This window comes from Streptomyces sp. NPDC001709, assembly GCF_053596375.1.
Map to the genome: position 1 here is coordinate 26,471 of NZ_JBSFGB010000015.1, position 21,595 is coordinate 48,065.

Consider the following 21,595-nt stretch of genomic DNA (forward strand, 5'->3'; position numbering starts at 1 on the left):
GACCCCGGCCCCGCCGGAGCAACCCTAGAGGCGCTCCACGGTTTGCAGGTACAGCTTCACATAACGGGCCACGTCGACCTCCAACGCCACGTCCACCAGGGCCTGTTCGCGGGTGCCCTCGTGGATCTCGGACTCGCCGGGGCGGGGGCGGCGGTCGACGATCGTCTGGCCTCGGCCGGGGCCGGGGGCCAGGGAGACCTCGACCGGGAGGCGGCGGGTGGTGATGCCCTGCGGGTCGGCGACCGCGCAGACCGCGCCCGCGTCGCCCAGGCCGCCCGCCTCCTCCGCCTCCGGGGCCTCGCCCGGCGCGGCCGGCCGGTGCGCGAGGAGTTCGCCGGCCAGGCGGGTGCCGGGGTCGCCGCTGGCACGCATCCGGTGGACGTCCGGGGCGTCCACGACGACCTGCGTGAAGACGTCGAGGCCGTACATCGTGATCGGCACCCCGGCCGTGAGCAGGATCGCGGCCGCCTCCGGGTCGTGCCAGACGTTGAACTCGGCGACCGGCGTGGCGTTCCCGACGGCCACCGCGCCGCCCATGAAGACGATCCGCTCGATGTTGCGGGTCACCTCCGGGTGGGTGCGCAGCAGCAGGGCGATGTTCGTCAGGGGCGCGGTGGGGATGAGGGTGACCGGGCGGGGGGAGGCCAGGATCTCGCGGCGCAGCAGGGCCACGGCGTCCAGCTCGGACGGGCTCCGGGTGGGCGCGGGCAGGCCCAGGTCGCCCATGCCGTCGGTGCCGTGCACGTGCGTGGCCGGGCGCGCCGGTTCGAGCAGCGGGCGTTCGGCGCCCCGGCCCACCGGGATGTCGGGGGCGCCCGCCTGCTCCAGCACGGTCAGGGTGTTGCGGACCACGCCGTCGACGTCCGTGTTCCCGGCCACGCAGGTCACCGCCCGCAGATCGAGGCCGGGGTGGCGCACGGCCAGCAGCAGGGCGAGGGCGTCGTCGACGCCGGTGTCACAGTCGATGATCACGGGGATGGGCTGACCGGTCACGGCGGACTCCTTCCGTCAAGCCGACCTTAGATCAGTACAGATCACTCCGGTCACTCCCACAGGGCGGTGCCGCGCGCGGCCACCCGTGCGGCGATCCGGGACAGCAGCTCCGGCACCGGCAGCCCGCCGGGCCGCCGGCCGTCCCGCAGGCGTACGGCGGCCAGGCCCGCGTCGGCCTCACGGGCGCCGATCACCGCCTGGTACGGCACCAGGCGCGCGGCCCGGATCCGGGCGCCGAGGGTGCCCTCGGCGGGCCCCGCGAGTTCGGCGCGCAGGCCCAGCCCGGCCGCCTCCCGCACGACCGCCGCCGCCTGCTCCAGCTGCTCCTCGGCGACCGGCAGGACGACCAGCTGCACCGGCGCGAGCCAGGCCGGGAAGGCACCGGAGTGCGCCTCGATGAGGTGGGCGACCGCCCGCTCGACGCTTCCGATGATGCTGCGGTGCACCATCACCGGGCGATGCTTCGCGCCGTCCGCGCCGATGTAGTGCAGGTCGAAGCGGGCCGGCTGGTGGAAGTCGATCTGCACGGTGGACAGGGTGGACTCACGGCCGGCCGGGTCGGCGATCTGCACGTCGATCTTCGGGCCGTAGAAGGCGGCCTCGCCCTCCGCCTCCTCGTAGCCGATGCCGGATTCGTCCAGCACCTGCCGCAGCAGCTCGGTGGCCCGCCGCCACAGTGCGGGGTCGGCGACGTACTTGCCGCCCTCGCCGGGCAGCGAGAGGCGGTGCCGTACGGCCACGATGCCGAGGTCGGCGTAGGCGCGGGCGATCAGCTCCAGGGCGGCGCGGGCCTCCTGAACCGCCTGGTCGAGGGTGCAGAAGATATGCGCGTCGTTGAGCTGGATGGCGCGGACGCGGGTCAGACCGCCGAGGACACCGGAGAGTTCGGCGCGGTGCATGCTGCCCAGCTCCGCTAGGCGCAGGGGCAGTTCGCGGTAGCTGTGGGAGCGGGAGCGGTAGATCAGGGCGTGGTGGGGGCAGAGGCTGGGGCGCAGGACGACCTCGTCCGCACCGAGCTTCATCGGCGGGTACATGTCGTCGCTGTAGTGGTCCCAGTGCCCGGAGATCTCGTACAGCTCCCGTTTGCCGAGCGCGGGCGAGTACACGTGGCGGTACCCGGCCCGGCGTTCGGCCTCGCGGATGTACTCCTCCAGGGTGTGCCGTACGACCGCGCCGTCGGGCAGCCAGTACGGCAGGCCGGCGCCCATCAGCGGGTCGGTGTCGAACAGGCCGAGCTCGCGGCCGAGGCGGCGGTGGTCGGGCAGCTGCTCGTTCCGGTCGCTCTGGTCGTTCCGGTCGTTCCGGTCGTTCACGGGGGCATTCATCGGTGTCTCCTCGGTGGGAGAGGCGAACACCCCGTGACACGCCAGAAGCCCCGGGGCGCTCGCCCCGGGGCTTCGATGCTGGTCAGGTGTCAGCGCGCCGGGACGGTGTCCGGCGTCGTCGTGCTCTGGCACTGCTGGGCACGCTGCATACGGGGACCGTAGCAGGCGGCGAAGCGGCGGGGCGAGGCATTTCCGCGGGCCGCTCCCCGAATCCGGCGGACCCCTCACCCCACCCGACGAACCACTCACCCGGATCCCGCGCCCCACTCACCCGGACGGCCCGGAGCGCTGGTGGGGCGGTCGGGGCGGTGGTGCCGTGAGAGCAGGCACCACCGCAGCGGGGTTCCCAGCCGGGACCCCACCCGCCCGAGCGCCCAGGAGGCACCGATGATCCCCGCGATACGCCGGCGCGCCCACCGTGCCCCGAAGCGCCACGGCCACCACCGCCACCACGGCCACCGCGGCCTCCAGAGCCTGCGGAATCCGTACGGTCTTCCGATCCCGCGCGGTCGCCTCCGGCTCTCCCTCATCGCCGCCGGTCTCATCGCCGCCGGCGGCTGCGCGGCGTTCGGTCTGCGGCAGCCGGAGACCGCGCCCCAGCCCCTGCCGACCGTCGACAAGCCGTCCCCGACGCCGAAGGCGCCCGCGCGGCCCGACGGTTCCACGCTCACCGACGAGCAGGCGCAGGCAGCGCTGATCAACGAGACCGATCTCGGCGCCCCCTGGACGGCGACCCGGGGGGCGGCCACCTGGCACGACGGGCTGCTGAAGGCGACCACCACGGCCGCCGACTGCAAGCCGCTGCTGGAAGCGCTCTACACCGACGACCTCTTCGGCGCGCCCGCCCGTGTCGCCGTCGGCCTCGACAACGGCGACAGCGACGCCCAGCTGCGCTACCAGATCGCCGCCCGCCGCCCCGCCGACGTCGACAAGGCACTCGCCTGGCTGGGGACCATGCCCGCACGGTGCGCGCGGTTCACGGCCACCACGGAGACCGGGATCACGGAGGACATCCAGGTCACCGGCGCCCCGCTGCCCGAGGTCGGGGACGCGCGCCAGGGCCTGCGCGTGAGCGTCGCCGCCACGGCGACCGATGGGCGGCAGTCCCTGCTCAGGGTGGAGGTGGCCGCCGTCCGGGTCGGCCCGGACGCGTTCGCCCTCACCAACGGCAGCATGAGCGACGTACCACCGAACGACGCGACGCAGGCCGCCGTCCAGATCGGTGCCCTGCGCCTGGCGGACATCCGCAAGCAGGGCCGCGCCCAGGTCTGACCCTCAGGGGCTCACAGCGGTGGCTGGGCCGGGGCCGGGCCCAGGGTGGTGGTGCCCGGGGTGGTGCGGTGGCCGAGGCCGGTGCGGTAGGCGTCCAGGGCCGCCTCGATACGGCCCGTGCGGCGCAGCAGGTCGCCCAGGAGGCGGCACAGGTCGGCGAGGTCACCGGCGGCGCCCGCGCGTTCCAGCAGGCTGAGCGCGCGGACGTAGTGCTCCTCGGCGGCCTCGGTGTCCCGGGCGTCCTCGGCGATGATGCCGAGGAGGCGGTGGGCCGCGGCGGCGTGGACCGCGCCGCGCTCGGAGGAGAAGTCCCCGAGGACGCCTTCCAGGAGTACGCCGGCCTCCTCCGACTTGCCGCGGCGGTGCAGCACGTCGGCGAGTTCCACGGCGGCCTGGCTGCGGTAGAGGGCGGCGCGGCTCTCCGAGAGCATCGCGTAGGCCTGCCGCAGCTCCTCCTCGGCGCGGTCCAGTTCGCCGTTCTGGGCGCAGACGTAACCGCGCATCCAGTGGCAGTTGGCCAGCTCGGTGCGCAGCCGCAGCTGGCGGTACAGCTCGGCCGCCTTGGCGAGGGAGGCGTCGGCCTCGGCGACCCGGCCCTCGGCGATCAGGGTGCGGGCCACCGAGCGGTGCATCCGGGCGATCAGCGCGGGGTCGGCGGCCTGCGGGGCGAGCGCGAGGGCGAACTCGGCGGCCTGGGCGGCGCGGGCGTGCGCGCCCATGTCCATGTACGGGCCGATCACGCTGGCGTAGAGCAGGAGGAGGGCATCGGGGTCGTGCAGTCCGCCGCGGTTCAGTTCGTCGAGGGTGGACTCCAGGAGGTAGACGGCGTACCGGAGTTCACCGGCGAGGTAGTGGGAGACCGCGCGCCCGCGGACGGCCGGTACGCGCACCGGGAGCGACTCGCCCGCGAGGTGGGCCTCGGCACGCTCGAAGAACTCCCGCGCCTTGGTCAACTCCCCCGTCTCCAGGGCGCATTCGCCGAGCCCCAGCAGGGCGGTGGCCTGCTCGCACCCCAGCCCATGGGTCTCGGCCTCCGCGAGCAGCTCCGCGTACTGGGCGGCGGCCTCCTCGGCCCGGCCGTCGGCGAGCACCCGCTGGGCCTCGGTGAGCCGCAGCCTGAGGTCGGTGGCGAGGTGGGCGGGGCGGCCGACGGCCAGCTCCTCGAAGGACACGCCGAGCCGCCCGGCGATGTGCCGCAGCGCCTCGTCGGAGGCCCGCACCCGGCCGGCCTCCAGGGTGGAGATGTAGGCGGGCGTGTAGGCGGGCTCGGCCAACTGCCGCTGCGTCAGCCCACGCTGGATGCGCAGTTTCTGTACGCGCCGTCCGACGACCTCTGGATCATCGCGTTCCCGCATCCGCTGGCTCCCCCAACTCCCTTGGGCCCTCTTGCCGTTCGTCTCGTTCAGGCCCTAGGTTAAACGGCGGATTAAGTGTGCTTAATGCGTCGCTGTTGTGTTGCGAGGTCGCCGTGCCCGGACGTACATCCGCACCTTACGGAAGCACCACCACATGGAGGGCCGTCACCGCTGCGGTCATCGCCACGGCGGCCCTGATCCTCGCGGCGAACGCGGGCCCGGCCCGAGCGGCGACCCCGGCTCCGCCGACCTACTTCAGGGCACCGACGAAGGCGGCCCACGCGTGGGGGGTCACCGCGAAGTGCGCCGCGTCGGGCTTCTTGGAGTCACGAACGGCGACGAGGGCGGGGAGACCGGCAACCTCGACACAGTCGCCCCCGCTGCTCCCGCTGTACGAGGACTTACGCCATGCGGCGCCGCCGAGGGGCGCGCACTCGACGCAGTCGCCCCCGCTGCTGCTGCTGTAGCTGGACTTACGCCACGTCGCGCTCTTCAGCTGCCGGCTGGTATCCATAGCGCTCCTCCATCACGTGGGCGATCAGGTCTGCCGAGTCCCGCACCGAGAGCGCGGAAGCCTGCAGTTGATCGTAATGGAGCCAGCCCTCACTGACGCCGTCCGGATTGGCCGTCATGTGCCCCTGGATGAAGTCCTCTGTATAGACGACGTCCGGGTGATCGTCGAAGCGCAGGAGATTGAAGGCACCCGGAAGCCCGGGGTGCTCTCCTGCCGAGAACGGCAACACCTGGATCTTGACCCTGCGTTGATCACGAAAGCTCAACAGGTGCGCCAGTTGCTCCCGCATCACCTCCCGGCCACCCGTCGGCCGATACAGCACCGCCTCGTCCAGCACCACCCACACCAACGGCGGCCGCTCCTTGCGCAGGAGACGTTGCCGCTCCAGCCGGGCGGCCACCAATTCTTCGAGGTTTCCCGGCTCAGGCGCACCGAGCACCGCGCGTGCGTAACTCTCCGTTTGCAGGAGCCCGTACACGACCTGCGCCTGATACGTCGAGATGTACGCCGCCTTCGCCTCCATCTCCGCATACGCCTGGAACCAGCTCGGCAACTGGCTCCGCAGAACCAGACCCACCAACCGCGAGAAGAACCCGTCTGTCAGCAGCGCCGCGTCCACCCGCTCGGCGAACGCCCTGGTCGGCACCTTTGCCGCAGTCTCGATCTGGGTGATCAGCGAGCCCGTACAGAAGATGACCGCGCCCAGTTCCTTCTGGGTCAGCCCCGCCGCCTCCCGCTTTCTGCGCAGCTCGGAACCGAAGTAGTCCAACGGGGAAGCAGCGGGGTCGAGGGCCCGGATGTTCACCATGTACCAAGCGTAGCCAGACGACTCCGCTCGGGTGCCGCAAATCAAGGGACTTCCCAACTCCCTGCGCCCCGCCGGAGGCCTACGCTGTGCTCGTGACCTCCGACGCCGCCCGCACCGCCCTGGACCTGACCTCCGACCTCCCGGTGCCGGACCTGGAGGACCTCTACCGCGACCTGCACCGCCACCCCGAGCTGTCCCTGCGCGAGCACCGCACCGCCGGGACGCTCGCCGGGCGGCTGCGGGGCGCCGGGTTCGAGACGGCGGAAGGGGTCGGCGGCACCGGGGTCGTGGGACGGCTGGTCAACGGCGACGGGCCGGCCGTGCTGCTGCGCGCCGACATGGACGCGCTGCCGGTCAAGGAGGAGACCGGACTGCCGTACGCCTCCGAGGCGGACGGGCTGATGCACGCCTGCGGGCACGATCTGCACGTCACCTGGCTGGCCGGGGCCGCCGGGGCGCTGGCCGCCGGGCGGGAGACCTGGCGGGGCACCCTGCTGGTGGTGGGCCAGCCGGCCGAGGAGAGCGGACAGGGCGCGGCACGGATGGTCGCGGACGGGCTCTACGAGCGGTTCGGCCGGCCGGACGTCCTGCTCGGGCAGCATGCCACGCCGGGCCTGGCGGGCCTGTACCCGCACGCGCCGGGCCTGATCATGTCGGCGGCGACGGACGTGGACATCGTGGTGCACGGGCGCGGCGGGCACGGTTCGCGTCCGGAGGCGACCGTGGATCCGGTGGTGACCGCCGCCTATCTGGTCACCCGGCTGCAGACGGTGGTCTCGCGGGAGGTCGCCGCGGGCGACGCGGCCGTGCTGACCGTGGGCCGGATCGAGGCCGGCACCCGGCACAACATCATCCCGTCCGAGGCGCGTATCTCGCTCAACCTGCGCACCCAGTCGGAAGCCGTCCGGCAGCGGATGCTGGCGGCGATCGAGCGCATCGCGCGAGGCGAGTGCCTGGCCGCCGGCTGCCCGCGCGAACCGGAGGTGACCGTCGGCAGCTCCTTCCCGGTGACCGTCAACGACGCGGCCACCGACACAGCCGTCGCCGCCGTGCACGAGGAGGTCTTCGGCGCGGGCACGGTGTTCGACCCGGGCCCGGCGATGGGCAGCGAGGACTTCCCGCAGCTGGCGCTCGACGGCACGATCCCGTACTCGTACTGGTTCGTGACCACCACCCCTGCCGAGGTGTGGGACCGGGCCCCCGGCGACACCCTGCCGGAGAAGTTCGCGGCCGTGCCGAGCAACCACAGCCCGCACTTCGCACCCGACCTGTCCGTGATCGCCCCGGGCGTCCGCACCCTCGTCTCCGGGGCCCTGGCGCTGTTGTCGGTGGCGTGACCCGGCAGGGCCCGCGGGGCTTTACGGGGCTTACCGGGCCGCCGCCTGGAGCTGGTGCAGTTGCCGTCGCACGTTCTCCAGTGCGCCCTGCCGGCGGCCCGGCACCCGCAGCCGCAACTCCGCGAGCGCCGGCCCGAGTTCACGGGCCCGCGCCGCGTCCGTGATCCGGCCCCACTGGTGGTGCGCCCGGTCCACGGCCGCCTCCACAGCGGGCGCGTCCACCGCCTGCCCCGCCCCCAGCCGGGCCCCGGCAACAGTCAGCCAGGCCCGGCAGCTGCGCACCGGATCCCCCGCGAACATCGCGAGATCCGCCCGCACTTCGGCCCAGTGCAGGGCCTCGTCGGAGGCGGGGCCATAGGCGGTCACGGCACGTCGCTCACGCTCGGCGGCGAGCGCATCGGCATCACCGTGCCGCCCACCCCGCACGGCGGCGCTGATGACGGCGTGGGGATCGGCAACCGAGTTGTCCGAGTGCCCCTGTCCGGGCGCGGAGCCCCCGGGGACGGCCAGCACCCGGTCCCGGCCGGCACCCGAATCCGCCACCCGCGCCCACGCCTGCTCGTGCAGCGTCGGCAGCGGCGGACGGTACCCGCTCCTCAACAACGTGGCCACCGCCTTCATATACGTCGGCTCGGCCACCACCCGCCGCCCGGACGCCCCCACGACACGGCCGTAAACGGCTGCATTGGGACCGCACTCCAACCCGCGCTCGACGACGTACCGCCACGCCTCGTCATCCGCGTGCAGGTCCACGACGAGCGCCGTGTCCGCGGCCGACCGCAACCGCAGTTCCTCCCGCACCCAGTGCCAAGGCAGCCCGGTGTAGCGGACGGTGGCCGCAGTGGTGCGCGCCAGTGCCAGATGCGGCAGCCGCTGCCGCCGGTCCAGCTGGAGCTGCCCGGCGATGTACACGGTCAGCGGGCCGGGCGCGGCCGCCGCGGCGCGCAGCCGGGTCAGCACGGCCTGCGGCTCCAGCGGATCGGCGAGTTCGACCACGTTCGCGGTGTCGGTGCCGGACAGCACGGCGGGGGCGACGGCCGCCAGCACCGGCAGCACACCGGCCGCGTCCACCAGACGCCCCCGGCCCAGTGGCGAGGCCGCGAGCAGCAGCACGGTTCCGGGCATCGTCCCTCCCCCTGTCGACCCTGATCCGCTCTCCAGCCAGCACCGTAACCGCTGCGGCTGCGAACCCGCGCCCCAGGAAAGCATCAGGACCGCAAACGTCCCCCTTCGCCGTCTTCGCCCGCCGCTCCCTCACCCGCCCCTTCCTCGCCCGCCCCTTCCTCGCCCGCCCCTTCCTCGCCCGCCCCTTCCCGTATCCGCCGCACGGCGAACGCCGTGGTGTCGTCGCCCAGCCGGCCGTCGCTGTGCCGCAGGACGCCGTCGCGGACCCGGCGGACCAGGTGCCGGGGTTCGGCCCGCCCCGGGTCGGCGGCGATCGCGCCGGCGATGTCCCGGGCCAGCGGATAGAAGGTGCCCGTCCGGTCGCGGGCCTCGGTCACCCCGTCGGTGACCAGCAGCAGGGTCTCGTCGTCGGCCAAGGGCACCCGGTGTACGGGCGGCAGACCGCCCACGAGGTCGGTGAGGCCGAGCGGCAGCCCGTCGCCGCTGGGCAGTTCGCGCACTCCGTGCGGGCAGACGGCGAGCGGGGGCTCATGGCCGAAGTTGACGATCTCGATGGTGCCCGGGGTGTCCTCGGGGAAGGCGATCAGCACGGCGGTGGCGAACCGATCGCCGTCGTCGCGGCCGAGCGCGGTGGTGTGCCGGCGGTGCCGCAGCATCCGGATCTCCAGGCGTTCGGCGACGGTCGCGAGGTCCCTCTCGTGGTACCCGGCCTCACGGAAGGTGCCGAGCAGCGCGGCGGCGGTCTCCACCGCGCCGAGTCCCTTGCCCTGCACATCGCCGACCAGGACGCGGGTGCCGTGCGGGCCGGGCTGGATGTCGTAGAAGTCGCCGCCGACCCTGGCCTCGACATCGGCCGCCAGATACACCCCGGCCTGTTCCAGTCCGGCCCAGCGCGCCGGCAGCGGGCGCAGCACGGTACGGCGGGTGGTCTCGGCGATGTCCTGGATGTGCAGGGTCCGCCGCTCCTTGCGCAGGCGCACGGCGGAGGCGATCGTGGCCATCACGCCGCCTAGGGCGACCAGGACGAAGTCGCCGAGACCGGCCTGGTACTGGTCGGGCCAGGCGCTGTCGACGGCGACGTACGTCACCACCGCCAGCACGGCGAAGGCGCCGGTCGTCCACACCCCGCAGATCGCGGCGGCCGTGCCGGGGACCAGCACGATCCAGCTGACGATCCGGAACCGCTCGGTGGTGTTGAAGTCCAGGAGCACGATGCCGACGAGCAGCAGCAGGGGCGGCACCCAGGCGAGGCTGTGGCCGCGCACGCGCAGCAGCCGGCGGCGCCGCGCGTACTCCATGTCCCCAGGGAAACACGGGAGGGAACCGGCCGCATCCGGGCGCCCGTCACCCTCCTGGCCGACTTGCCGGGCCGTACCCCCAGGTGTGCTCTGGAAAGCGGGGGCGAGGAGAGAGGAGTGCTCTCATGGCTCAAGCGGCACCCGCGCCCGGCGGCATGTCCCGCCCCGGGGGTACACACGAGATCGCGACCCGGGAAGCACCCCTACGCACCCGGCCGCCCGACATCTTCGACGCGCGCACCCACCGCGTCGCCCACATCGCCGTCCCGGTGGTGCTGGGGCTGATCTACGGCTACTGGGTCGCGGCCGACGCCCGCCAGGGCGGCTCCATCACGGGCGGGAACCTGCTGCTCGGCTGGGTCAGCGCGCTGGTGTTCGCGGTGGCGTGCATCGCCCTGCTGACGCTGGCCCCGCGGATGCTGCGGGAAGTGCACGCGCTGCTGTGGACGGCGTTCGTCGGCTGCGCGTTCGGTTTCCTCTACATCCAGACGGGCCACTCGGTGTGGCGGTCCGTGCTGGTGTCGCTGGTCGTCGCGGGGTGCACCTTCGCCGTGTTCTTCTACCGCTACTACACGCGCGAGGACGCGTTCGGGCACCGGGTCCGCTGAGCGGGCTGTGTGCGCGGGCGAGCGAGGGCGGTGGAGGTGTGTGCGTGGGCCCCGGCGGCCGGCCGGGGACCCACGCACTCCCCTTCCCCTCTTCTCCCCTTTTCCCTCACCCCCCGTCACACCCCGGCTCCAGGAGCCGGAGATGCCGAGGAGGCCGGAACCGCTCTCGCTCCGGCCCCTGTTGTGCCGACCACCGTCGTCCTCACTCCCCCAGCACCAGGAAACACCCGTTCGGGCGAACCCTCCACCGGAGAGCGGAATCCCCAGCTCCGTCCAGGGACACGGCCCCAGGACACCCGTTCGGCCCGCCCCTCCCCCCGGACGCAGTCCTCCCGCTCGCGCCCGCGCCCCAAGGGCCGTTGTCTGGAAGCGTGCCCCCACGCCTCAGGAGCGCCCTGTCGCCCGTACTGCTCGCGCTGTCCTGCCTCCTCGTGCCGTTCGGCGCGCTGGCGGCGTGGGCGGCGTACGGGCTCGCCGACACGGGCCGGTACGTCACCACGATGGCGCCGCTCGCCGCCGACCCGAACGTGCGGGACGCCCTCGCGGACACCGTCGGTGACGGCATCCTGCGCGCGATGGGCCGGCATCTGAACCTCCGCACGGTGAGCGGCTCCGTCCGCCCGTTCGTGCGCGACGCGGTGCGCTCCTTCACCCAGACCGAGGCCTTCCGGCTGGCCTGGGACACGGGCAACCGGGTCACCCACGACGCGGTCCTGCGCGCCCTGCGCGAGGAGGAGGACGCGGCCCCGGCCGGGCGTGCGGTCACCGTCGACCTCGCGCCCGTCACCGACCAGGTCAAGCGTCAGCTGACCCGGGACCATGTGCCGCTCGCCGCGCGCATCCCGGTGGAGCACACCGCGGTCTCCGTGCTCCCGGCGGGCGAACTCGCCTCATTCCGGAAGGGTTTCCACGTGCTCGAAATCGCGGGCTTCTGGCTGCCGGTGGCAGCCGTCGCCTTCGCCGCCACCGGGATCGCGCTGGCGGTCCACCGCCGCCGCGCCGTCGCCGCGACCGCGCTGGGCACGGCCCTGGGCGGCGGCCTGCTGGCCCTCGCGGTGAGGGTCGGCCGCACCATGACCCTCGCCGGCCTGCCCGCCGACGTGCCCCACCCGGCCGCCGGCGCGGTCTACGACGCCCTCACCGCCACCCTGCGCACGGTCTCCTGGCTCCTGCTCACCCTGGGCCTCACGGTCGCCCTCACCACCTGGCTCACCCGCCGCCTCCGCCTCCCCCGCCGTCCTCCCACATCCACCCCGCCCACCTCGGCACCGCCCCTGCCCCCTGCCCCGGCCCAGCCCCCGACCCGAGCCCGGGTCTGACCGCATCCGGCGCACGCGCGTCCCGCCGTCCCCAACCTGTGGACAGACGGTCGGGGTTGGACGAACGGGGTTGGGCGGACGGGGTTTGGACGGACGGGGTTGGGCGGACGCGGCTGGGCGAACCCGGCTGGGCGACTGCCCGTCGGCCGCCGACGGCGGGCGGCCCACAGGGGTGGACCAGAGCAAACCGGCGATAATGACCGCATGTCGCGCGAGTTCCCCATCAGCCTCACCCCTCCCGACTGGCTGGTCCGGAACCTCCGCCCCCAGCAGGCCCCCGTCAACAAGGCCGCCGTAGCCCGCGCCGCCATCGCGATGGCCCTCCCCCTGGCGATCGGCCTCGCCACCGGCTACCCGGCGTACGGCGCCCTCGCCTCCATGGGCGCCCTGTCCGGCGTCATCGGCGACACCGCCGACGCCTACCGCATGCGCATCCTCAACATCGCCGTACCGCAGCTCTTCGGCGCGGTCGGCGTGACACTGGGCGCGCTGGTGTACGGGCACGGCTGGTACGCGGTGGCCGCGGTGACCGGCGTCGCCCTGCTCTCCGGCATGATCTCGACGATCGGCGCGGTGGCCTCGGTCTCCGGCCTGCTCCTCCTGCTGAACTGTGTGGTGGGCGCGGGCCTCCCCCTCCCACACCCCTGGTGGCTGGCCCCGGCCCTGATGACGGGAGGCGGCCTGCTGGTCCTCCTGCTCGCCCTGCTGGCCTGGCCGTTGCGCTCGGGCGTGCCCGAACGCGCGGCGGTGGCGGCCGCCTACCGCTCGGTCGCCGCGCTCCTCGCCGCCTCCGGCACGGACGACACCGAGGAGTACGACGAGGCCCGCCACGCCGTCACCCAGTCCCTCAACCAGTCCTACGACCTGATCCTGGCCCGGCGCGCCCGCCACCACGGCCGCAGCCGCGAACTCACCCGGCTCCTGGCCCAGTTGAACGCCATCACCCCGGTGGTGGAGGCCGCCCCCGCGGCCCACCAGGCGGGCCGCCCGCTGCCGCCCCGGATCCCGGAGGCCGTCCACCACCTGGCCCGGGCCGTGGAAACGGGCCGCACGGACCCGATACCCCTGGACCTCCCGCTCCCCGCGACGGAGACGGCCCGCGCGGTGGACCACGCCCTGCGCCACGCCGCCGAGGTCGTCACGGCCCCCGACGTGGACCCCCGGGGCATCGACGACCGTCTGGGCCGTCCCGCGGCGCTGGGCATCCGCACGGCGAGGGCGGCCCGCAACGTGACGCTCTCCGCCAACTCCTGGCGCTACGGCCTGCGCCTCGCGGTCTGCATCGGCATCGCCCAGGCCCTGGTCTCCCTGATCCCGGTCCCGCGTTCCTACTGGGTGGCCCTGACGATCACGTTCGTCCTGAAGCCCGACTTCGGCTCGGTCTTCTCCCGCGCCCTGCTGCGCGCCCTCGGCACGGTCGCGGGCCTGGTGATCGCGGCGGTGGTCCTCGCGGAGGTCCCGCTGGGCTGGTGGGACGTCCCCGCGATGCTGCTGCTGGCCCCCCTGATCCCGGCCCTGACCCCCCGGGGGTACGGCTACCAGACGGCGGCGATCACCCCGGTGATCCTCCTCCTGTCGGACACCCTGAACCACCAGGGCACGGCGTTGCTGCTGCCCCGCCTGACGGACTCGCTGCTCGGCTGCGCGATCGCGCTGACGGCCGGGTACCTCCTGTGGCCGGAGAGCTGGCGCACCCGCGTGGGCGACCGTCTGGCGGACGCGGTGGCGGACACGGCGGCGTACGTGGAGGCGGCCTTCGCCACCGGCACGGCCACGGACCCCGCCGCCCGGGCCCGGATGCGCCGCCGCCTCTACCGCGACCTCTCGGTCATCCGTACGGAGTTCCAGCGGGCCCTGACCGAACCACCGCCGACCGGCCGGCGCGCGGCCGCCTGGTGGCCGCTGGTGGTAGCGGTGGAACGCATCGTCGACGCGACGACGGCGGCCCGCGTCCGCGTGAAACACGGGGCGCCGCCCCCGTCCCCGGCCGAGATCACCCAGGTGGTGCTGCAGCTCAGGGAGCTGTCGGAGGGCGTACGGGACGCGGAGACGCTGACCCCGGTCCGCACGGACCTCACCGGCCCCGCCGGCAGCGTTCTGGAACCCCTCCGCCAGGAAGTCGCCGCGGCCCGGTCTATCGCATCTCCCCACTGAGCCCTTCGCTAACCTTACGTGTCCGTCCTGGCCAGGGATCTACGGGCATCAACTCACGCAAAGGGGTGCGCACATGGGCATTCTCACTCTCCTGCGGAACGCATTCGGCCGCTCACGCAAGGGACGCGCCGCCGAGGCAGAGGGTGCGGACCGCCTGTCAAACCGACCGGAACCCACCCAGCCAACCGCCACCGTCTCCGACTCCAGCACCCCCACGGTCCCCGAGCCCCGCACCTCCTCCTCCGGGGAACACGAACTGGTATCAGCGGCCTTCAACAACGTGAAGGTCCCCCACCCGTCGACCCCGGCAGAGGAAGCCCCGAAGACCGAGGAGACACCCGAGACCGAACCCGAGGACCGGGCAGAGCCCGAGCCCGAGGCCAGCCACGAGCCGGCGGCCGAGGAGAAGCCCGAGGCCGAGGGACCCGCGAAGGAGCAGGCCGAGGCCGAAGCACAGCCCGAGCCGGAACCCAAGGGCACCACCGAGCCGGAGGCGCAGCAGACCGAGCCCGAGCAGCGAGCAGAGCCGGCGGCCGAGGAGGAACAGGCTGAGCCGGAGAAGCCGGCAGAGCTGGACGAGCCGGAGGAGCAGGCGGCGCCGGAGAAGCTGGCAGAGCAGGCGGAGCCGGAGGCCGAGGACACGGCCGCCCCGCAAGCCGCCGACGGCGAGGACGCCCCACAGGGGCCACCCGCACCCGACGACGAGACCCGCACGGGTGGTGCGGGTGGGAACACGACCGCCGAAGGCGAAGCCGAGGCGGAACTCGAGAAGACGGCAGAGCCCGAGGCCGCGCACGCCGAAGCGCCGCAGGCCAAGGCGACCCCCGCCACCTCCCCCGCCAAGGTCAAGTCCCGCACCCCCGCCCTCGCCACCGCCTACAAGGCCGCCACGGCCACCCTGAGGAAGACCGACCTCACCGGCACCCGAGCCAAGGTCTACCTGGTCCTCGACCGCTCCGCGAGCATGCGCCCGTACTACAAGGACGGCTCCGCCCAGGCCCTCGCCGACCAGACCCTCGCCCTCGCCGCCCACCTGGACCCCGAGGCCACGGTCCACGTCGTCTTCTTCTCCACGGAGGTCGACGGCACCACCGACCTCACTCTCACCCCGGACCACGAGACGAAGATCGACGACGTCCACGCCGAGCTCGGCCGCATGGGCCGTACCAGCTACCACGCCGCCGTGGAAGCCGTACTCACCCACTACGACAAGAACGCCACCCCCGACACCCCCGCCCTGGTCGTCTTCCAGACCGACGGCGCCCCCGACGCCAAGACCCCCGCCACCCAGTCCCTCACCGCGGCCGAGACGACACACCCCGCCGTCTTCTTCTCCTTCGTCGCCTTCGGAGAGCACGACAACAAGGCCTTCGACTACCTCCGCAAGCTGAAGACCGCCAACACGTCCTTCTTCCACGCGGGCCCCACCCCCCGCGAGCTGACGGACACCGAGCTGTACGAGGGCGTACTCACCATCTGGCGCCCGTAACGGCCGGTCACCCCCGGTAACCCACGGCCGCCCCTTCCCGTCCGGTCCCAGCCCGCAAAACGGGAAGCGGGCGGCCCACCCATGTCGGCTACGATTTCAAGGTTCGAAACCGCAGAAAAGCAGCGACCTGGGAGCAGCCACGATGGCTCGACACCTCATCACCAGCGCCCTTCCCTACATCAACGGGATCAAGCACCTGGGCAACATGGTGGGGTCCATGCTCCCGGCGGACGTGTACTCCCGGTACCTCCGCCAGCGCGGCCACGACGTCCTGTACATCTGCGCGACCGACGAGCACGGCACCCCGGCCGAGCTGGCCGCCAAGGAGCAGGGCCTGCCGGTCGACGTGTTCTGCGCCCAGGCGCACGACGCCCAGAAGGCGGTCTACGACGGCTTCGCGCTGGCCTTCGACTACTTCGGCCGGAGCTCCTCCCCCGAGAACCGCGAGATCACCCAGCACTTCGCCCGCAGGCTGCACGAGAACGGCTTCATCGAGGAACGCGCCATCCGGCAGGTGTACAGCCCCGCCGACGGCCGCTTCCTCCCCGACCGCTACGTCGAGGGCACCTGCCCGCACTGCGGTTACGACAAGGCCCGCGGCGACCAGTGCGAGAACTGCACCCGCGTCCTTGACCCGACCGACCTGATCAACCCCCGCTCGGCGATCTCCGGCTCCACGGACCTGGAGGTCCGCGAGACCAAGCACCTCTTCCTCCTCCAGTCCAAGCTGGAGAACGAAGTCCGCGAGTGGGTCGCCCGGCACGACAAGGACTGGCCGCAGCTCGCCTCCTCCATCGCCCACAAGTGGCTGACCGAGGGCCTGCACGACCGCGCGATCACCCGTGACCTGGACTGGGGCGTCCCGGTCCCGGCCGACACCTGGCCGGAGCTGGCCGCCGAGGGCAAGGTCTTCTACGTCTGGTTCGACGCCCCGATCGAGTACATCGGCGCGACGAAGGAGTGGGCCGACCAGGACCCGGACAACCGCGACTGGAAGTCCTGGTGGTACGAGGCCGACGACGTCCGGTACACCGAATTCATGGCCAAGGACAACGTCCCCTTCCACACGGTGATGTTCCCGGCCACGGAACTCGGCATCCGGGAACCCTGGAAGATGGTCGACTACGTCAAGGCCTTCAACTGGCTGACGTACTACGGCGGGAAGTTCTCCACCTCGCAGAAGCGGGGCGTCTTCACCGACCAGGCCCTGGAGATCCTCCCGGCGGACTACTGGCGCTACTTCCTCATCGCCAACGCGCCCGAGTCCGACGACTCCTCCTTCACCTGGGAGCACTTCACCGCCACGGTCAACAAGGACCTCGCCGACACCCTCGGCAACTTCGTCAACCGCGTGCTGTCCTTCTCGAAGAAGCGCTTCGGCGACGAGGTGCCCGCGGGCGGCGAGCCCGGGGAGGCGGAGGCCCGCCTCGGCGAGGAGATCGCCCGCCTGCTGGCCGAATACGAAGAGCACATGGAGGCGCTGCAGTTCCGCAAGGCCGCCGCGGCCCTGCGCGCCCTGTGGTCGGCGGGCAACTCCTACCTGGAGGAGAAGGCCCCCTGGCTGCAGATCAAGACCGACCAGGACGCCGCGGCCCTCACCCTGCGTACGGCGATGAACCTGATCCACCTGTACGCGGTGGTCTCCGAGCCGCTGATCCCGGCCACCTCGGCGGCGATGCGCGGTGCCTTCGACCTGGCCGCCGACACCGCCGCCTGGGTCACCGCGGACGAGGCGAAGTCCCTCGCCTCGGTCCCGGCGGGCACGCCGTTCACGGTCCCGCCGGTGCTGTTCGCCAAGCTGACGGACGAGGACCTGGAGAACTACAAGGAGCGCTTCGGCGGCGAGCCGGCGTAACCACCGACACGGCGGATGTCCCGTCCGAACGACCCCGGCCCGGAACCGGTAACGGATCCGGGCCGGAGGTATCTCATAGCCGTCGGCTGCTCCCGCTACGAGGACCCGCGCATCACCGGTCTGCCCGGCGTCCCGGACGACGTCCGGCGGGTGTGCTCGCTGCTCGAACCGATGGGGTACGACCGGGTCCTGACCGAGGTGTCGGCCGATCCGCGCACCCCTGACCTGGCCCGTGCCGTCGAGCGCTGGGCGCACCGCGCCGGGCTGGGCGAACACGATGTGGTCGTGCTCTACTTCGCCGGGCACGGCGTCCGCGGCCTGGACCGCCACTACCTGCTGTGCGCCGACTCCGAGCCGGAGCTGTGGAGCACCGCCCTGGCCAGCGAGGACCTGGCCCGCCCCCTGGTCAACAGCGGCCTCGGCCATCTGCTGGTCATCCTCGACACCTGCTACGCGGGCGCCGGCGTCGGGGACATCGCCGGACTGGCGAACGGACTGAAGAACCTCTGGCGGGACACGGCGGGCCGGTGCCTGATCGCCGCCGCCCGGAGCCGGGAGGCGGCCGCCGAGAACGTCTTCGTCGACGCGCTGACCGAGGCGCTCACCCAGCCACACGCCGGGGCCCACCAGGAGTTCCTCGGCGTCTCCGAGACGACGCAGTACATCAACGACCACCTGAAGAGCCGGCGGGCCCGCCAGCAGGCCCGGCACGCGGTCGTGGACGGAGACGGCCAGGAACCCTTCTTCCGCAACCCCGCCCACATCCCGAGAAGGAGCCGGCACGGCCACTTCGATCCCCGCGCCCGCGGCGTGGAACACGCCGGTGAGAAGGGCGACCACTTCACCGGCCGCGACCGTGCCCTGTCCGAGCTGGTCCCCTTCCTGTCCGGCGGCGGACGGCACGACCGCAGGGCCCGCGTGGTCACCGGCGATCCCGGCTCGGGCAAGTCGGCCCTCCTCGGGCGGTTACGGGCCCTGTCCGGCGCCGACCACCCGCCGCGGGCCGACCGGCCGGGGCTGCCGGTGGTCCCCCTGCACGCCCGCCGGGCCACCGTCCAGGCGCTGGTCACCGAGCTGGCCGGCGCGCTGGGCCTGCCGCACCCCGACCGGGACGACGTACTGACGGCCCTCGGCGCACGCACGCGGCCGGTCGCGGTGCTGATCGACGCGCTGGACGAGGCGGGCACCGCCGGTGACACGGCCGAGGGCGCGCGGATCGCCCGGGAGCTGCTCCAGCCGCTGAGCGTCCTGCCCTCGGTACGGCTGGTCGTGGGCACCCGGCGCCCGCTGATCCCGGCCCTCGGCCGCGCCGTCGAGGTCATCGACCTGGACCGGCCCGAGTACATCGACCCCGGCGACATCCGGGCCTACGCGCGCAGCCTGCTGCTGGACGAGCACGACCCGGACAGCCTCTCGCCGTACCGGGACCGGCCGGACCTGGCGGCGACCGTGGCCGCGGGTATCGCCGCCCGGGCCGGGACCTCCTACCTGGTGGCGCGGATGACCGCGCGGGCCCTGGTGCACGGCCAGATCACCGTCGACCCGGCCGTGCCGGGCTGGCAGGACGCCCTGCCCAGCGACGCCGGCCAGGCCTTCGCCGCCTACCTCGACCGGTTCGGCCCGCACCGGGCGCGGGTCGAGCGGCTGCTGCGCCCGCTGGCCTACGCCCAGGGCGCCGGCCTGCCGTGGTCGGCCGTGTGGGCACCGGCCGCCGAGGCCCTCTCCGGCCTGCCCTGCCCGCAGGAGGACGTGCGGTGGCTGCACGAGCACGCCGGCGCCTACATCGTGGAGACCTGCACCCCGGCCGGCTCGGTCTTCCGGCTCTTCCACGAGACCCTGGCCGAACACCTGCGCACACCCGGCCATGACACGGACAGCCACCGCGCGCTGAGCGAGGCCCTGACCGCGCTGGCCCCGAGGGACCCGTCCTCCGGGGAACGGGACTGGTCCGCGGCCCCCGCCTACGTCCGCGACCACCTCGCCACCCACGCCGCCGCGGGAGGGACCCTCGACCCGCTCCTGACCGACCCCGGCTTCCTGATCCACGCGGCGCCCGCTCCGCTGCTGCGCGCCCTGGAGACGACGACCACGGCCGAGTCCCGCCGCATCGCCGGCATCTACCGCACATCAGCGGCCGTCCACGCCCCGGCGGACCCACGGGCCCGCGGCCAGATCCTCTCCGTGGACGCGGCCCGCCACGGCGACCGGCGGCTGGCGGGCCGACTGGCGCAGGACGAGGCCTGGAGGGTGAAGTGGGCGACCGGGGCCCTGATCAATCCGGCCCACAAGGCCACGCTCAGGGCACATGCGGATCTCGTCCAGCAGGTCTCGTGCACCGCCGTCGACGGCAGGCCCGTGGCCGTGTCGGTGGGCCAGGACGCCGCCGTACTGAAATGGGACCTCCTCGACCGGCAGGAGACCGATCGGACGTACCTGGAGAGCGGCTGGCTTGCCTCGGTGCACTGTCTGCTGCTCGACGGCCGCCCGCACGCCGCCGTGGGGACGGCGGAACACACCGTGCAGATCCTCTCCCTGGACGACCTGGGTGTGCGGGGCGAACTGCTCGGCCACGAGGGCTACGTCGCGGACATCGCGCACTTCCACGACGAGGACGGCCTGAGACTGCTGACAGCCTCCCGGGACGGCACCGTGCGCATGTGGGATCCCCTTCGCCACCAGCAGGTCGGCGTACTCGCCGGGCACGAAGACCATGTGAACAGTGTCAGCTGCCTGCGCTACGACGGTGTCCCGCACGCTCTCACCGCTTCCTGGGACGGGACGGTGCGGCTGTGGAACCTGACCGACCTCACCCTGAGGGCCACTCTGGAGACCGGCCTGTCCGGTGACGCTGCGGTCTGCTGCCGGGTGGACGGCCGGCTGCGCGTGCTCGTGTCGGGTCGCTGGGGCGAGGTCGAGATGTGGGACCTGGCCTCGGCGGAGTGGGTCGCCGAACTGGTCGCGCCCAAGGACGAGAGTGCCACCTCTCTCCGCTGTGGCAGCCTCGCCGGTGTGCCCCACCTGATCGTCGGGCGCCACGACGGCATCAACCAGCTGTGGGACCTGTCCAGACGCGCACAGGTGGCGAGTATTTCGGGGCACACCTCCGCCGTGCACTCCATCGACTGGGTCGAGCTCGACGGTCGTCCCCACGCCGTGACGGCCTCGGGCGACGCGACGGTCCGGATCTGGGATCTGGGCGAAGCGCTCATGGCCGAGCCACCCGCCGGGCACACCGACTGGGCCGGTGCCGTGGCGCTCGTCGAGACGGACGGCCCGGGGCCGCTGGCGATCAGCGCTTCTCGTGACCACACCGTCCGCCTCTGGGACGCCATGATCGGTACGGAGATGGACAGGCTCAGCACCGAGATCGGCTGGCCGTGCTCGATCGCCCTGCTCACCGTGGACGGCAGGACGCACGCCGGTATCGGTCATCTGCAGGGCGCGTTCCTGTGGGATCTGAAGGACCGGACGGACGTGCTCGGCTCCTGGCCGACGAAGATCGGCACAGCGGGCTTCTTCACGGTGCGCGGTATCCCCTACGCGGCCCTGTCCGCCGACATGAGGACCGCCGAGATCTGGGACGTGCGGAAACGAGAGAAGGTGTGGGTGGCGGACACGCCGACCTACTGGTCCCGCGCGGCGGCGGTCCACGACACCGGTGAGCGCCCCCTGCTCCTGCTGGGCACGAGGGACGGGCAGGTGCACGTCTGGGACTTCGGCTCCGCGACCCTGCTGACGACACTCGAAGGCCACACCGACTACGTCTCCAGCCTGGTCGTGGCCCCGGTGAACGGCCGCCCCCACCTCCTCACCGGCTCCTGGGACGGCACGATCGGAGTCTGGGACCTGCCCGGCCTCTCCCCGCGCACGTTCCTGCGCGAGCACGGCGAACGGGTCACCACCATCTCGGCGTTCACGGCGAACGGCCGCTCCCGCGCCGTCACCGGCGGCTGGGACCGCACCGTGCTCACCTGGGACCTCGACACCCTCCGCGTGGTGGACCGGCTGCACCTGCCCCTCGAGGTGGAGGCCACGGACGTATCCGACGGCCTTCTCCTCGTGGGGGCCAGGAACGAGCTGATCGCCCTCCACGCACACGTGCCCGGCGCGTGGAGGGCACACGGAAGTTAGTGGGACCCGACG

General features: G+C 73.1%; 15 protein-coding genes. 8 read left to right on the forward strand and 7 right to left on the reverse strand.

Annotation, left to right across the window (positions count from 1 at the left end):
* Positions 1-24: 24 nt before the first annotated feature.
* Both ACWC0C_RS22290 and thrS read right to left on the reverse strand, forming a co-directional pair.
* Positions 25-993, reverse strand: coding sequence for a nucleoside hydrolase (locus tag ACWC0C_RS22290; RefSeq protein WP_450865357.1), 969 nt, complete (start codon positions 991-993; stop codon positions 25-27).
* Positions 994-1,043: 50 nt separating this feature from the next.
* Positions 1,044-2,258, reverse strand: coding sequence for a threonine--tRNA ligase (gene thrS / locus ACWC0C_RS22295; RefSeq protein WP_450865561.1), 1,215 nt, complete (start codon positions 2,256-2,258; stop codon positions 1,044-1,046).
* A 447-nt stretch (positions 2,259-2,705) separates the two neighbouring features.
* On the opposite strand from thrS, the gene ACWC0C_RS22300 reads away from it, so the two are divergent.
* Positions 2,706-3,590, forward strand: coding sequence for a hypothetical protein (locus tag ACWC0C_RS22300; RefSeq protein ID WP_450865358.1), 885 nt, complete (start codon positions 2,706-2,708; stop codon positions 3,588-3,590).
* Between the two features lie 11 nt (positions 3,591-3,601).
* On the opposite strand, the gene ACWC0C_RS22305 is transcribed toward ACWC0C_RS22300, so the two are convergent.
* The 3 genes from ACWC0C_RS22305 to ACWC0C_RS22315 form a co-directional block, all read right to left on the reverse strand.
* On the reverse strand, positions 3,602-4,945 hold the full coding sequence (locus ACWC0C_RS22305) for a tetratricopeptide repeat protein (protein WP_450865359.1): 1,344 nt from the start codon (positions 4,943-4,945) through the stop codon (positions 3,602-3,604).
* Between the two features lie 250 nt (positions 4,946-5,195).
* A complete protein-coding gene (locus ACWC0C_RS22310) occupies positions 5,196-5,459 on the reverse strand; it encodes a DUF397 domain-containing protein (RefSeq protein ID WP_450865360.1) in 264 nt (87 codons plus the stop codon).
* Complete coding sequence (locus ACWC0C_RS22315) at positions 5,419-6,267, reverse strand: helix-turn-helix domain-containing protein (RefSeq protein ID WP_450865361.1); 849 nt, start codon at positions 6,265-6,267, stop codon at positions 5,419-5,421. The genes ACWC0C_RS22310 and ACWC0C_RS22315 overlap by 41 nt, the downstream gene beginning before the upstream one ends.
* 92 nt (positions 6,268-6,359) lie before the next feature.
* Here ACWC0C_RS22315 and ACWC0C_RS22320 point away from each other — a divergent pair, with 92 nt between their 5' ends.
* Positions 6,360-7,604, forward strand: coding sequence for an amidohydrolase (locus tag ACWC0C_RS22320; protein WP_450865362.1), 1,245 nt, complete (start codon positions 6,360-6,362; stop codon positions 7,602-7,604).
* Between the two features lie 30 nt (positions 7,605-7,634).
* Here the strand turns inward: ACWC0C_RS22320 and ACWC0C_RS22325 are convergent, their stop codons facing one another.
* Positions 7,635-8,729: a hypothetical protein gene (locus ACWC0C_RS22325; protein WP_450865363.1), complete on the reverse strand. Its 1,095-nt coding sequence runs from the start codon at positions 8,727-8,729 to the stop codon at positions 7,635-7,637.
* A gap of 83 nt (positions 8,730-8,812) precedes the next feature.
* On the reverse strand, positions 8,813-10,027 hold the full coding sequence (locus ACWC0C_RS22330) for a PP2C family protein-serine/threonine phosphatase (protein ID WP_450865364.1): 1,215 nt from the start codon (positions 10,025-10,027) through the stop codon (positions 8,813-8,815).
* Between the two features lie 125 nt (positions 10,028-10,152).
* Between ACWC0C_RS22330 and ACWC0C_RS22335 the strand changes: the two genes are divergently transcribed.
* From ACWC0C_RS22335 to ACWC0C_RS22360, 6 genes are all read left to right on the forward strand, one after another.
* Complete coding sequence (locus ACWC0C_RS22335) at positions 10,153-10,635, forward strand: hypothetical protein (protein WP_450865365.1); 483 nt, start codon at positions 10,153-10,155, stop codon at positions 10,633-10,635.
* Between the two features lie 371 nt (positions 10,636-11,006).
* Entirely contained in the window at positions 11,007-11,954 is a 948-nt protein-coding gene (locus tag ACWC0C_RS22340; RefSeq protein ID WP_450865366.1) for a hypothetical protein, read from the forward strand.
* A 204-nt stretch (positions 11,955-12,158) separates the two neighbouring features.
* The gene (locus ACWC0C_RS22345) at positions 12,159-14,108 is read left to right on the forward strand and encodes an FUSC family protein (protein ID WP_450865367.1); all 1,950 of its coding nucleotides are present in this window, start codon (positions 12,159-12,161) and stop codon (positions 14,106-14,108) included.
* A 73-nt stretch (positions 14,109-14,181) separates the two neighbouring features.
* Positions 14,182-15,597, forward strand: a complete 1,416-nt coding sequence (locus tag ACWC0C_RS22350; protein ID WP_450865368.1) for a VWA domain-containing protein — start codon at positions 14,182-14,184, stop codon at positions 15,595-15,597.
* Positions 15,598-15,739: 142 nt separating this feature from the next.
* A complete protein-coding gene (gene metG / locus ACWC0C_RS22355; RefSeq protein ID WP_450865369.1) occupies positions 15,740-17,452 on the forward strand; it encodes a methionine--tRNA ligase in 1,713 nt (570 codons plus the stop codon).
* Between the two features lie 15 nt (positions 17,453-17,467).
* Positions 17,468-21,583, forward strand: coding sequence for a caspase family protein (locus tag ACWC0C_RS22360; protein ID WP_450865370.1), 4,116 nt, complete (start codon positions 17,468-17,470; stop codon positions 21,581-21,583).
* Positions 21,584-21,595 lie beyond the last annotated feature (12 nt).

What these genes read in the sequence shown, in the direction of transcription:
- ACWC0C_RS22300 (WP_450865358.1), top strand. Translation starts at nt 2,706, where the DNA reads ATGATCCCCGCGATACGCCGGCGCGCCCACCGTGCCCCGAAGCGCCAC.
- ACWC0C_RS22305 (WP_450865359.1), bottom strand. Translation starts at nt 4,945, where the DNA reads ATGCGGGAACGCGATGATCCAGAGGTCGTCGGACGGCGCGTACAGAAA.
- ACWC0C_RS22310 (WP_450865360.1), bottom strand. Translation starts at nt 5,459, where the DNA reads ATGGATACCAGCCGGCAGCTGAAGAGCGCGACGTGGCGTAAGTCCAGC.
- ACWC0C_RS22315 (WP_450865361.1), bottom strand. Translation starts at nt 6,267, where the DNA reads ATGGTGAACATCCGGGCCCTCGACCCCGCTGCTTCCCCGTTGGACTAC.
- ACWC0C_RS22325 (WP_450865363.1), bottom strand. Translation starts at nt 8,729, where the DNA reads ATGCCCGGAACCGTGCTGCTGCTCGCGGCCTCGCCACTGGGCCGGGGG.
- ACWC0C_RS22330 (WP_450865364.1), bottom strand. Translation starts at nt 10,027, where the DNA reads ATGGAGTACGCGCGGCGCCGCCGGCTGCTGCGCGTGCGCGGCCACAGC.
- ACWC0C_RS22335 (WP_450865365.1), top strand. Translation starts at nt 10,153, where the DNA reads ATGGCTCAAGCGGCACCCGCGCCCGGCGGCATGTCCCGCCCCGGGGGT.
- ACWC0C_RS22345 (WP_450865367.1), top strand. Translation starts at nt 12,159, where the DNA reads ATGTCGCGCGAGTTCCCCATCAGCCTCACCCCTCCCGACTGGCTGGTC.
- ACWC0C_RS22350 (WP_450865368.1), top strand. Translation starts at nt 14,182, where the DNA reads ATGGGCATTCTCACTCTCCTGCGGAACGCATTCGGCCGCTCACGCAAG.
- metG (WP_450865369.1), top strand. Translation starts at nt 15,740, where the DNA reads ATGGCTCGACACCTCATCACCAGCGCCCTTCCCTACATCAACGGGATC.
- ACWC0C_RS22360 (WP_450865370.1), top strand. Translation starts at nt 17,468, where the DNA reads ATGTCCCGTCCGAACGACCCCGGCCCGGAACCGGTAACGGATCCGGGC.